The 13203-nt window shown below is 38.5% G+C and carries 10 protein-coding genes and 1 other annotated feature; of the genes, 5 read left to right on the forward strand and 5 right to left on the reverse strand.

The genetic code is table 11. The annotated features are described in order from the left end of the window. Positions 1-105 precede the first annotated feature (105 nt). The gene (locus ACWNMY_RS03265; RefSeq protein WP_449536855.1) at positions 106-900 is read right to left on the reverse strand and encodes an SDR family NAD(P)-dependent oxidoreductase; all 795 of its coding nucleotides are present in this window, start codon (positions 898-900) and stop codon (positions 106-108) included. An 8-nt stretch (positions 901-908) separates the two neighbouring features. After that, positions 909-1889 (reverse strand): MBL fold metallo-hydrolase, encoded by a 981-nt coding sequence (locus ACWNMY_RS03270; RefSeq protein WP_449536856.1) that lies wholly within the window; start codon positions 1887-1889, stop codon positions 909-911. Positions 1890-2103: 214 nt separating this feature from the next. After that, positions 2104-2333 (forward strand) — a binding site (T-box leader). A gap of 129 nt (positions 2334-2462) precedes the next feature. On the opposite strand from ACWNMY_RS03270, the gene proI reads away from it, so the two are divergent. The 5 genes from proI to namA all read left to right on the forward strand — a co-directional run bounded on the left by proI (position 2463) and on the right by namA (position 7897). Continuing rightward, positions 2463-3308 carry a pyrroline-5-carboxylate reductase ProI gene (proI, locus tag ACWNMY_RS03275; protein ID WP_449536857.1) on the forward strand — a complete coding sequence of 282 codons (846 nt, stop codon included), beginning with the start codon at positions 2463-2465 and terminating at the stop codon, positions 3306-3308. 136 nt (positions 3309-3444) lie between these two features. Further along, complete coding sequence (locus ACWNMY_RS03280) at positions 3445-4641, forward strand: MFS transporter (RefSeq protein ID WP_449536858.1); 1197 nt, start codon at positions 3445-3447, stop codon at positions 4639-4641. A 90-nt stretch (positions 4642-4731) separates the two neighbouring features. After that, positions 4732-5871, forward strand: coding sequence for a CAP domain-containing protein (locus ACWNMY_RS03285; protein ID WP_449536859.1), 1140 nt, complete (start codon positions 4732-4734; stop codon positions 5869-5871). Positions 5872-5929: 58 nt separating this feature from the next. Then, a complete protein-coding gene (locus tag ACWNMY_RS03290) occupies positions 5930-6742 on the forward strand; it encodes a hypothetical protein (protein ID WP_449536860.1) in 813 nt (270 codons plus the stop codon). Positions 6743-6880: 138 nt separating this feature from the next. Further along, a complete protein-coding gene (gene namA, locus ACWNMY_RS03295; RefSeq protein ID WP_449536861.1) occupies positions 6881-7897 on the forward strand; it encodes an NADPH dehydrogenase NamA in 1017 nt (338 codons plus the stop codon). A 147-nt stretch (positions 7898-8044) separates the two neighbouring features. On the opposite strand, the gene ACWNMY_RS03300 is transcribed toward namA, so the two are convergent. Genes ACWNMY_RS03300 through rnz form a run of 3 tightly spaced genes read right to left on the reverse strand, consistent with a single transcriptional unit; the run spans position 8045 to position 13014 of the window. After that, positions 8045-11254, reverse strand: a complete 3210-nt coding sequence (locus ACWNMY_RS03300) for a DEAD/DEAH box helicase (protein WP_449536862.1) — start codon at positions 11252-11254, stop codon at positions 8045-8047. Between the two features lie 51 nt (positions 11255-11305). Next, complete coding sequence (gene nfsA / locus ACWNMY_RS03305; RefSeq protein ID WP_449536863.1) at positions 11306-12055, reverse strand: oxygen-insensitive NADPH nitroreductase; 750 nt, start codon at positions 12053-12055, stop codon at positions 11306-11308. Positions 12056-12072: 17 nt separating this feature from the next. Continuing rightward, complete coding sequence (rnz, locus tag ACWNMY_RS03310; RefSeq protein WP_449536864.1) at positions 12073-13014, reverse strand: ribonuclease Z; 942 nt, start codon at positions 13012-13014, stop codon at positions 12073-12075. Between the last annotated feature and the right edge of the window lie 189 nt (positions 13015-13203).

Here is a 13203-nt window from a genome sequence, read left to right on the forward strand (position 1 = left end):
TGTAATTTACTCATTATCTAAAACACGAGTCAAGAAATTAGACTTAGAAAATTCAGTTAAATTCGCGAAAAAAATACCCCTCTTTTAAAAAGGAGTATTGACGGTTTATTTTTTAAAAAACGCCTTCCCTCCAACTTTTTCAACAAGTCGGGGAAATAGGGTATAAAACATACTTCCTGCATTCATCCATCCTGGTAGATTGATCTCGCGCTTAGGTGTTAGCATTGCATGTACAATTTTTGAAGCAACCACATCAGGATCAAGCATGAAACGATTTACGTTTTTTGCATAGCTTCCTGATTCATCAGCAATATCAAAAAAGCGTGTGCGAATCGGCCCTGGATTGACAGATGTTACATGTATATTTGTATCAGAAAGCTCCATTCTCAAGCTATTCGTAAAACCAAGGACAGCATGCTTTGTTGCAGAATAGACACTTGATTTTGGCGTAGCAATCTTACCAGCCTGTGATGCAATATTAATAATATGACCTGTATTTTGCTCAAGCATTTTAGGCAAGACCATCTTTGTGCATGAGATGAGACCAAACACGTTTACCTCAAACATCGCTTTCATTTGGTCGATTTTTGCATCCACGACATTGGCGAACACACCAAACCCGGCATTATTAACTAGAACATCAACGGTTTTTACTTTATGTAAAATATCTGCAAACACTTCTTTCACATTTTCTGTATCACGAACATCTAACTTATAGAATAAGCATTCCGTGTTATATTTTTCTTGAATCGTTTGTGCAATTTTTTCTAACTGATCATGGCTACGCGCCAACAAAATAGGACGAGCGCCTTGTTCAGCGACAAGATATGCAATCTTTTCGCCAATTCCACTAGAAGCACCTGTAATAACAACTGTTTTCCCTTTTAGCCTTGAACTCATTTGGTCTTTCACCTCGGAGAAGATTTATATTGATGATAGATATGTTGACCGTTCACTACTTCTATCTTAATTTCCCCTATTTCCTCAAGGAAGTCAAGTTGTCCAACCGTTTCCGACATCGTGAAAAGAGGTTGCTTTACATATACTTTTGGAAATAATTTGGTACATACTTCAAAAGCGGTCATCGGCTTTTTCGTTAACATATCTAAAACCTTATAAGCCCGCTCTTTTTGAGATAAAAGTCTTTCCTGAATAAGTTCATAGGGATTTAGAATATCGTCTCCATGCCCTGTCACGGCTTTGGATACGTCTAGTGTAACTAACTTACGTAATGAATCATTATATTGAATTAATGGTCTCGGTCTTGTTGTTTCTCCAAATTGAGGTGGTTCTAGTAATGGATTTGGCGAGATTCTTGCCAAAAGAGTGTCACCTGCAATTAGAAGTCCATCATCTTCCCTATATAGAACAATATGGCTTTGAGCATGCCCTGGGGTCTCGATTACCTTAAAGCCAGTCATTCCATCAATCGTATCTCCTTCTCCAACTCGGGTTGTTAAGGATCGGTGACAAGAATAGGCAAGATCTTCCTTCATATCTACTAACGAAACAAAAGCAGGATTAAGTCCTAATTGAAGAAAAAGCTCGTTAAAGAATGGCTCACTATTTTTAAAAAATTGCAGGTCTTGACTAATCCATGGCTGGTTTTTAGGATGGCCAATTACAGGGATATCCTTATGGAAATAGTCAAGTAGTCCAACATGATCTGGGTGGTGATGAGTGATCACGACTTGTTCAATATCAGATGGTTTATAACCTAATTGAGATAGTTGCTCATTGAAGGATTGCCATGCCTCCTCCGTTTTAGCACCAGCATCAATTAAGGTTAGGGCCTCACCCTTAACTACGTATACGTTCACATCCCCCACCGCAAAGGGTGTTGGTAAGGTTATTTTGAAAACATCTTTCGTGGTAGTAAGTTTACTCATTGATTTCTCCTTTGTTCTGTTATTCTTATATATCAAAAACGTTCGCTTTGTTACATCACTGTATTGATCCTATTTCAGTTTACCTTTTTCATTTTTATTTGTCATTATATTCGAATAACTTATCTTGTATGTAACTCATTATTAGGCTATTTTTAAAAAATAATCCCTTGACATACCGATTAATCCAGTGCATAATGACTATCAATATTAATGATGCAAAGCAATGATTAGGACTAGTAAATCATCTAATGGCAATAAGAGAATGAGATCCACCGGCTGAAAGGTCTCATAGCCCACTTCTTGATTGAACCTACCTATGAGCTGTTAGGAAAACCTAACCGTCTCCCCACGATACGGGTTCGAGTTGAACATCAAAATTCGCCTAATTTTCATGATGTTAAGTAAGGTGGTACCGCGGATAGTCAGACCTATTCCGTCCTTTATTAAGGATGGAGTAGGTCTTTTTTATTTTTACACCTGGGTCACTTTTTAGCAGTGGGATGCAAAACCGACTGAATATTTACAGTGGGAATATGCCAAGACACATTTGATTTAATTAACGGAGGGATCGTTATGGAAACGAAACAAAATATTGTGTTTGTTGGGGCTGGCTCGATGGCTGAGGCAATGATTTCTGGAATGCTACAAAAGGAGCTCTTTTTGCCGAAACAGATTTCTGTAATGAATCGCTCCAATCATGAACGATTAGAATATCTTAACACCACATATGGAGTTGTCATTAGTAAAAACAAACAAGAAACAATAAAAAATGCGGGAATCATCATTCTTGCAATAAAACCAAAGGACGTAGCCGAAACTGTTCTAGCTATTAGAGATTATGTCAATGAACAACAGCTTATCATTTCAGTATTAGCAGGAGTGTCAACCACAACTATTACCGACTTGCTGAACAAGGAGGTTGCAGTAGTAAGAGCTATGCCTAACACCTCGGCAGCAATCGGCAAATCTGCTACTGCGCTCGCGGTTGGAACATATGCTTCAGAAAAACACCTTCTCATCTCACGCGAATTATTTGAAACGATTGGGATTGTAACAACGGTTGAAGAAACGGACCTCCATGCCGTTACGGGTCTATCAGGGAGCGGACCTGCCTATGTCTATTATTTAGTCGAGGCAATGGAAAAGGCTGCTGATGAAATTGGATTGGAAAAAGGAATTGCAAAGGACTTGATTCTGCAAACAATCATTGGCGCTGCGGAAATGCTTAAAAGCTCAACCAAACAACCAGCGATGCTACGAAAGGAAGTTACAAGTCCAGGTGGTACAACCGAAGCAGGTATAAAAGTGCTGGAGGAATTTAACTATCAAGAGGCCATGATAGCCTGTATTAAACGTGCAACATCGCGATCAACTGAATTAGGTAATGCCATGTTACAAAATGTTTCCGAAGAGAATTAAAAGCATCTAAATTTGGGGAATCTTGCCGTTTAATAGAAAAATGGTGCACAACGGTATGATTCTCTTACCATTTTTGGTAAAATTTAAGTACCAATAATAGTTAGCTAAACGAAATAAAATATGATGGGGAGATACGATGAGTGCACCAGCTATTAAAGAAACACCATCTCTAAAAACGACAAAAGAAAGAATTTGGACACGAGATTTTACACTGATTTGCATTTCGAATTTTTTTATTTTCCTTGGGTTTCAAATGACATTGCCCACAATTCCACTCTTTGTTGAACATCTTGGTGGTAATGATCGGTTAATTGGATTAGTTGTAGGTATTTTTACATTTTCAGCCCTATTAATTAGACCCTTCGCAGGTCATGCCTTAGAAAAGAAAGGGCGCCGCTTTGTTTATTTACTAGGACTTTCTATATTTGTACTTTCTGTTGGCTCCTATGGCATTATTTCAAGCCTCTTATTTCTATTTATTTTTCGAATGGTTCAAGGAGTTGGTTGGGGTTATTCAACAACTGCTTCTGGTACAATTGCAACTGATTTAATACCTGCTAAAAGACGTGGCGAAGGAATGGGGTACTTCGGGCTATTTGGCAATATTGCCCTCGCCTTTGGACCCACACTAGGTATAACACTTGTTGGTAATATATCCTATACAACACTTTTTTCGATCTGTGCGTTCCTAGGATTAGTCGCACTACTTCTTTCATCAAAAATCCACTACAAAAAAGTAGAACCCATTCAAGAACAACCTAGAAAATGGGACTTTTATGAAAAAACTGCCCTTCCCCCTTCTATTCTACTATTCTTTATTACTGTTACTTTTGGAGGTATAGCAGCCTTTTTGCCCTTATACACTGCCCAAAAGGGAATACCTGGGATCGAGTTATACTTTTTACTTTTTGCCCTAGCTTTAATGATTACTCGTACATTTGCAGGGAAAATATACGATTTGAAAGGTCATCGAGCAGTATTCGCTCCTGGAGCATTTTCCATTGTAGTAGCAATGTTTCTACTAGCTTGGCTACCTACTAGCCTCGTACTCTATGTAGCTGCAATCTTTTATGGACTTGGCTTCGGTGCTCTCCAGCCGGCCTTACAAGCATGGGCTGTGCAATCCGCTCCCGTACATCGTCGAGGAATGGCAAATGCTACCTTTTTTTCATCCTTTGATTTAGGTGTTGGTGTTGGCGCAATCGCCTTTGGTCAGGTTGCTTATCTTCTTGGATACCATTCAATTTACATTGTCTCAGCATTTTCTGTTCTTATCTCAATACTGCTTTATTTTACATGGATCGGTAAAACCAATACAGGTCGCACAGAGTAACAAGGGGCCACATTGCCCCTTTTCATTCTAGAATCCCTTATCGTTTCTGAAAAATTTGGATAGAATGTATTTAGGGATAGGAGGTTTTACATGAGAAGATTCCTGCTTTTACTATCATTTTTATTCTTCTTATACGCTGGCTGGACAGTACTAGATAAACTAGCAGCCAAAACTGAAAGTCAATCAGTTTTAGATACTATTTCTTCTGAGATTGAGAGGGTTTCTGAATCTGAGGAACTTGCAGATATAAAAGATAAACTCAATGAAGGCGTCCAATTTATCGCGACATTGCTACAAACCTTGGAAGAAAAGGCTCCTGAAAACTCAATAATCGACAAAAATGAAGTAGAAAAACCAGAATTACACGCACCTAGTGAACAGGCTTTTTCTATTCATAATATAGAGCTTGGGGAAAGTAAAGAGAATGTGGAAAGCCAGGTTGGCTCCCCAAAACGAGTTAGCATAAATGAGTATCGAACAAACTGGTACACCTATCATGAAAACTATCAAAATTTTTTAATGGTAGCCTATGATTCAGGGAATAAAGTTGTAGGATTGTACACGAATCAAGACCTCATTACATCAACAAATGGAGTCAAACGCGGGACTACCAAACAAGAGGCTTTGAATCAACTCGGTGATCCACTAACAAAGATCCAAAAAGGATTTGTTTACTATGAGTTTCAAAAAGATCGAGATTATGATGTATTCCACTTAGACAATACGTATGTCACCCTCTTCTATGATAAACATCAAAATAATACTGTGACGTCCATTCAAATTATTTCGGAAACACTAGAAGAGAACCGAAATGACTTTTACACAGATGCGAGTGAACAATTAAAGCAAGGGTTTGAGTATCAATTATTCGATATTACAAATGCGTCAAGAGTTAATCATGGACTTCCTATTCTTACCTGGGATGACCATGTCAAAGAAACTGCTAGAAAGCACAGCTTGGACATGGCTGAAAATAATTACTTTAGCCATACAAACCTCAAAGGTCAATCCCCTTTCGATCGTATGCTCGAGGATGAAATACTGTTTACGATGGCTGGTGAAAATCTTGCTTATGGCCAATTTAGTAGTATTTTTGCTCATGAAGGTCTAATGAATTCAATGGGGCATCGTGAGAATATATTAAAAGAAGAGTTTAGATATTTGGGGGTAGGCGTAGCGTTTAATTCAGAGTCTCATCCCTACTACACCGAAAAGTTTTATACAAAATAGGCTGTTTCATCTATATACCTCACAAATTTTGGTTATCCTACCAAAGAGGTGATAATAAATGAAACTTGTACAATTTTTGTTACTGTTTGCACTTTTCACTGGTTTTTCAGGTGTTACGTTCGCCGAACAAACCGTAGGTGAATATGGTCCTTTTACCATTGTTCAGAAGGAATATGTTGATTTAGATGGCGATGGCAAGAAGGATATTATAGAGCTATATGCCCGAAAGAATCAATACAACCTTGCAAATGAATGGTCAATCAAAATTAACGGAAAACAATTCGGAACGTATTCAAATAAAATGGATTTATATCAGTCAGCAGACATGGAATTTACGGATGTCACTCAAAATGGAAAGCAAGATATTCTTCTCTATTTTCGTTCTATCGGAAGTGGTGGAGTGAATGGTTTACATGTAGTTAGTTATACAGGTGACAGTATCGAGGAAATCTTTGCCGATCCTAACTCTGCCGGATGGTTTGATGAGGCAGAAAAACGTTTCTCAATGAAATACATCGGGGATAATGAAGTTAAATTTATTGATACGAAAACAGACTTACAAGCTGTTATTCCCTTATCAGAAGAACGCTATAAGGATTTTCCTGATAAAGACGAACTACAAAAACGACTAAATGAAATCAATGTAGGGGTTGATCCTGCTTCAAGATTTCGATTCGAAAAATTGACAAAAATGAAGCCCCAAGAAATTGTCGTAACCCAAGCTGTATCAGGCATTGCCCACTATGATGTAATTGCCTATTTTGAAACGAGATATGCTTTTGATAACCAAAATCAACAATATGTACCAACGAAGGTCTCTCTCATTAGTTCAGAAACACAAAAAAAGCTAGCAGAAAAAACATGTAAATAACCACATTTTTTTGCATCGGCTCTCATTGACCGATGCTTTTCCATTGCTTAACACTTTAGTTGGAAGTGCACAGAAAATGACCTTATAAGAATAGTTTGTTATAATATTTAGCGAACCGAAATACATAGGAGGTATGAAATGAACTCAGCATTATTTTCTCCGTATACCATTAAGAATGTTACCTTAAAAAATAGAATTGTAATGTCTCCGATGTGTATGTATTCAAGCCATAATGAGGATGGAATGCTTCAGGATTGGCATTATACACATTATGTAAGTAGAGCTGTTGGTCAGGTCGGTCTCATTATGGTGGAAGCTACAGCTGTTACCCCACAAGGGAGAATTTCTCCCCAGGATCTAGGAATTTGGAGTGACGACCATATACCAGGATTTAAGAAGCTGGTAAATATGATCAAAGCATATGGTTCTAAAACAGCCATCCAAATTGCCCATGCGGGTAGAAAGGCCACTGTGGAAGGAGAGATTGTTGCCCCTTCTGCGATTGCGTTCAATGAGAAATATAAAACTCCTAAAGAATTAACAATAAGTAAAATAAAAGAAACTGTTGAAGCTTTTAAAGCGGGAGCAAAAAGAGCAAAAGAAGCTGGATTTGATATCATTGAAATTCATGGTGCTCACGGCTATTTAATTAATGAATTTTTATCACCTCTTTCTAATGTGCGCGAGGACGAATATGGTGGTAGCGCTGAAAATCGGTACCGGTTTCTAAAAGAGATTATTGATGCAGTAAAAGAGGTCTGGGACGGTCCGCTATTTGTGAGGATATCAGCAAATGATTATACTGATGGAGGATTAACACCATCAGACTATGTTGACTTTGCAAAATGGATGAAAGACCAAGGTGTTGACTTACTTGATGTGAGCTCTGGTGCTGTAGTACCAGCTAGTATTGATGTTTACCCTGGGTATCAAGTTGGCTACGCTGAAAAGATCCGAACAGAAGCTAACATTCCAACCGGAGCAGTTGGTTTGATCACGAAAGGAGTTCAGGCTGAAGAAATTCTAAGGAACGACCGAGCCGATTTGATATTTATCGCACGAGAACTATTACGAGATCCATATTGGCCAAGAACTGCCGCAAAAGAGCTTGGCGTATCAATTGAGACCCCAAAACAATACGATCGTGGTTGGTAATAAAGAAATGAATAAATTGCAAGGCGCATAATCGAGCGAATACGACGACTTAAGGTTACTTGCATATTGAAGTAGAATATATAGTCATGATAGCGTTCGAACAAACTAAAGGAACCCTCTTATTGAAGCAGAGGGTTCCTTTCTTGTTTATATCATGAGGATTTCGCGAATGTCTTCTTCTGTAATTGTTGCTGTTGCCTTTTCATCTGAATCAATTAATTCCGCAATCATATTTCGCTTCTTTTCCTGAAGCTCGTTCATCTTTTCTTCAATTGTACCTCGAGCATATAGTTTAATCACTTGAACGACCTTTTTTTGCCCAATTCGATGGGCGCGGTCAGCAGCTTGTTCTTCAACAGCAGGGTTCCACCATAAATCATATAATATTACCGTGTCAGCACCAGTAAGGTTCAACCCAGTACCTCCCGCTTTAAGAGAAATCAAGAACAATTCCCTTTCCCCATCATTATATCGATTGCATAATTCAACTCGTTCTTCTGTTGGAGTTTGTCCATCAAGATAGAAAAATGAATGACCACGATTTGTAAGCTCTCTTCCTATTAAATCAAGCATTTTAGTAAATTGGGAAAAAATTAATACTCTTCTGCCAGACTGTTTGGATTCCTCAACGATTTGCAGGAGCTGTTCATATTTAGCAGAACTTCCCTTATAGCCGTCAACAAAAAGAGCGGGATGACAACAAATTTGCCTCAATCTGGTTAATCCTGCAAGAATTCGTATCTTATTTTTTCTAATGGTATCTTTATTAAGATGTTTTAATGTATCATGACGCAACTTTGCCAGGTATGCCGCATACAGCTTTTTTTGTTCTGGGAGAAGCTCGGATGATTCAAGTAATTCTATTTTTCCGGGTACCTCTCCTAGCACATCTTCCTTTAATCTACGGAGCATAAATGGTCGGACTCTCCGTGCAATGGCTTTTCTAGATAAATGACTGTACTCTTTTAATCCCCTGAAAAGTTGCGGGAAAACAACATAATAAATGGACCAAAGTTCTTCTAGAGAATTTTCTATTGGTGTACCGGAAAGTCCAAAGCGATGATTTGCCTGAAGTCTTTTTACAGCTTTGGCAGTTTGAGTCACCGGGTTCTTAAAAGCTTGGGCTTCATCAAAGAAAATGGTATGGAAAACTTTTGACTCATACCATTTAATATCTCGACGTAATAACGGATAAGATGTAATGATAACATCTACACCCTCTGATTCCTTTTGAAGTTCTTGTCTTTCACTTTTAATCCCGTCAATTACAATCGCTTGAAGTTCAGGAGCAAATTTGAGCATTTCATGTAACCAGTTATACGTTAAGGATGACGGACAAACGATAAGGACCGGTTGTTTCGTTTCTCGAATGCTAGAAAACTCAGAAATAATAAAGGCAATACTTTGTATTGTTTTCCCAAGCCCCATATCATCAGCAAGTACACCGCCAAATCCGAAGGTAGCTAGTGTCTTCATCCACTTAAAACCTAGTTTCTGATAGTCTCTTAAAATGGTGTCCAAGCGTTTTGGAACTTCCATTTCGATTTTATTTGGATCCCGAATAACATCAAGAAACTGTCTAAAAGATTCCTCAACCGTAAATATTTGACTATCATCGATTGAATCTAAGAGTGAGAGACCTTCAATCATCGGCATATTTAGGCTAGCCTCAAAATTATCATCCTGAACAGGAACAGCTTTCAAAAACCGCTGGATTTCTTCCATCTCTCTCGTCTCTAAGGAAAGGAGTGAGCCATTATTAAGGCGAAAGTATTTGCGTTTTTCTTCTAAGGCTGCCAGTATCTCGCGAATCTGCTTATCCGCTATACCATCCATTTCAAATGTGAATTCCAACCAATTCATACGCTCTTTTTTTACCTTGATTCTAATTTTAGGATGGGTACCCTTTCGAATGATACGATTCCGTATAGCTGTAGTGGCATAAATTTGAGTATACTGCTGTAATTGTGGTACCACATGATACAAAAACTCATACTCGAGGGCTTCATTATGCATGTAATAACCGCCCTCTGTCTTAGAAAAACCACTCTCATCCATTAACCGAAGAATTTCATCTTCTGTTTCTACATCCCTAATAATCATTGGACCAGTAGATGTATCCCGACTTTCCAATGGCTGGATTACTACATTCTCATAGTGGAATTCAAGACCCGCTAGGAGTTTATTATTCAAACGATCTAGGAAGAGCTTTGCGACAAGTGGTGTTCTCATAAACTCCTGGGATATTGCATGGGACATATGAACAACACCAATTCTTTTCAAGCTAGGCACAATTTTCTTTAGGAAAAATTGAAAATGATCCTTTGGTATCGGGATATGGTTTGTACCCGGCGCCGCTAACATCTTCTTTAATTCTGTAAGTCGGTCACAATCCTGTTGGGCTAACTGATAAAAACTCCCATCACTTAAGACAGAATGATAGGAATTTAAAACAATCATTCTGTTAAAACCCTCAATTGTTAAGCGAAGACCCTCCCCTTCTCCTTCTTCGAATACAAAATGCAAGGGTGGTGGACCCTCTATAAGTTCCAAGCCTTCATAAGACCGCTCATTATATTCAAGAATAACAGATTGATGTTTGGCGAGTAACGGCGCAATTCCAAGCCAGGATGACGGGGATATAAGTAATAATTGTAGACTAGCCTCGTAGTTTGAAAGTTCGGGTATCGACTCTAGGAATGCCTTTTCATCATGTACGACCTTCATCAACTGATGCAAAAGGGTATCTGATTCCCGTAAAAAGCAATGACTTCTAGGGTCATAGGTTAATGATTTAGAAAGGTGATTTGACTTACCCTGTTGTATGTTCTCTAGAAATTGTCGAATGTCATGTACCTTACTTTTTGCAACATCAACTTCGATACCAAGCAAATACTGTCCGTTTGAAATAAGTACTGGCTTACATGTGAATTCCACATGTAGTACTTCTCTGTTTTCAAAATGAAGTTGGTGCCCACTTGATGAAACCTTACGATTATTAAACAGAGTGATGAAGTCTTTTGTAAGGGTATCATAATGAGGTTGTAGAGCCTCTTCACTGACAACACTTTTTGCCTGTTGTTGCTGTTCATAAATAGCATGTAATACCGCCGCAACGTGTTGACAATCCTTTTGAAAGGTAGCTAAAGTCGGACAGCTACATGTCGCCTGTAGTTTCCCTTTATTTTTTTCAATAGTCACATGAAAATCCTCTGCGCCTTGAACAGTTGCTTTACATAAGTCCTCGCTATACTCATTAAATGTGACCTTGTTTGCTCGATAAAAAGCGTCCCCTCTTTTAAAGGAGACGGTCCCACACATTTCTTTTATCAATTTTTGATTCACTTTGAAATCCATGTATACCCCCTCCTTTCTATTGTATAGGGAAACATGCGAGCCTGGGGTAGATCAGTTTTTATTGAAGCCTTGCTTCGTAACAAAGTCCTTCATATACATTCGTTTCGGCTTGTCCAACATCGATGCCATTTGCGCCGTCCATGTATCTGAACGTTTTCCATTCGTTCGTTTCGTATAGTACTCAGAGATCGTCTCGTTGTACTGTTTAAGCCCTTGCTTGTATTTTTTGGTGTCTTGTTCGTATTGCTCTTCATGATATACATGTTCTAGAGGTAGTCTTGGTTTCTTATCCGGCATCTGAGCAGGATACCCTACAGCTACACCGAACAATGGAATCACATACGGCGGTATGTTTAGTACCTTACACACCTCGTCAAGATTATTACGTAAACCACCGATATAACATGCACCTAGTCCCATTGACTCTGCAGCAAGAACAGCATTTTGAGCTGCCAATGCTGCATCAATGACCGCTACCATAAATTTTTCCGTACTTTCAAGAGAAGTTGATAACTCTTTGTCCTCTAGGTCACTTATGATGTCATGACGATGTAAATCTCCGCAAAACACAAAGAAATGTCCATTTTCCGCAACATAGGCTTGATTTCCAGCAATTTCTGCTAATTTTTGTTTTCGTTCTTTGTCCTTCACTCCAATAATCGAATATGCCTGTATGAAGCTTGACGTCGATGCCGCTTGGGCACATTCAACAATTGTATGAATTTGCTCGTCTGTTAATCCCTTTTCCTCAAACTTTCGAATCGAACGATGATTCATAATTGTTTCAATGACCGAATTCATTCGTATTTCCTCCAGTTCTAAGTTTCTTTATTGTTGACTTGGTTTTTTACCTCAAACGATAGAAAATCCTTTGCAATATATGTAGATGGAAACACTTGTCTTGCTTCCATAAGAAGCTGTTCGGAATCCTCACCTTGATACCTTGAACTAATATGTGTTAAAAGTAGCGTCTTTGCCCCTGCTTGTGTTGCAACATCGGCAGCCTGTGTCGTAGTTGAATGGAAGTAATCATGAGCTAATTCACCTTCCTTTGAACTGAAGGTTGCTTCATGAATAAGCACGTCCGCATCCTTCGCAAGCTCAATACTTTTTTGACAAACACGTGTGTCGCCTAGAATTGTAACGATTCGTCCCTTTTTAGGTGGGCCAATATACTCTTTTCCATCTATTTGACGTCCATTATCCAGTACAACTTGTTGTCCTTCTTTAATCTTCTGAAAAATAGGGCCAGGCTTAATCCCTTCCTGTAAAAGTTTTTCAACAAGAAGTGTTCCTGGTAGATCCTTTTCTATGATTCGATAACCAAAGGATTGTATCCCATGCTGAAGCTCACCAGCCACAACACAAAACTGTTCATCCTCAAAAATGACTCCTTCCTCAATTTCTACTACCTCAAGTGGGTAGCGAATATGAGTCGAACTAATCGATAAGGAACATTCAACAAAGGACTTTATTCCCTTTGGACCATACACAGTTAACAAAGATTCTCCACCTTGAAATGAGCGACTTCCTAAAAACCCGGGCAGTCCAAACAGATGGTCACCATGTAAATGAGTAATAAAAATCTTTTCAATTTTCCGTGGCTTGATTGGCGTGTATAATATTTGATGTTGTGTTGCTTCTCCACAATCAAAGAGCCATGATGCCCTACGTTCCTCTAACAATTGTAAGGCAATTGATGTAACATTTCTTTCCTTTGCGGGCACACCTGCACCCGTCCCCAAAAATACGACTTCCAATCAAATAGCCTCCATTTTAAATCTAAATTATCTGTCGTTTTGTAAATGATTTATTTTATTTATTTACTATATCATATACTTCCTTTTATTCACTAGGTAAAGCACTCGAAATTCATTTGTTGATTACTTTCTAGAATATCCGTATTATGTTAAGGAATACTGAGTAAAGAAACTGAAAAATTTGAACGA

This window comes from Ferdinandcohnia sp. Marseille-Q9671, assembly GCF_976954385.1.

Coding starts and splice junctions, on each gene's coding strand:
- ACWNMY_RS03265 (WP_449536855.1), bottom strand. CDS start 900: ATGAGTTCAAGGCTAAAAGGGAAAACAGTTGTTATTACAGGTGCTTCT.
- ACWNMY_RS03270 (WP_449536856.1), bottom strand. CDS start 1,889: ATGAGTAAACTTACTACCACGAAAGATGTTTTCAAAATAACCTTACCA.
- proI (WP_449536857.1), top strand. CDS start 2,463: ATGGAAACGAAACAAAATATTGTGTTTGTTGGGGCTGGCTCGATGGCT.
- ACWNMY_RS03280 (WP_449536858.1), top strand. CDS start 3,445: ATGAGTGCACCAGCTATTAAAGAAACACCATCTCTAAAAACGACAAAA.
- ACWNMY_RS03285 (WP_449536859.1), top strand. CDS start 4,732: ATGAGAAGATTCCTGCTTTTACTATCATTTTTATTCTTCTTATACGCT.
- ACWNMY_RS03290 (WP_449536860.1), top strand. CDS start 5,930: ATGAAACTTGTACAATTTTTGTTACTGTTTGCACTTTTCACTGGTTTT.
- namA (WP_449536861.1), top strand. CDS start 6,881: ATGAACTCAGCATTATTTTCTCCGTATACCATTAAGAATGTTACCTTA.
- ACWNMY_RS03300 (WP_449536862.1), bottom strand. CDS start 11,254: ATGGATTTCAAAGTGAATCAAAAATTGATAAAAGAAATGTGTGGGACC.
- nfsA (WP_449536863.1), bottom strand. CDS start 12,055: ATGAATTCGGTCATTGAAACAATTATGAATCATCGTTCGATTCGAAAG.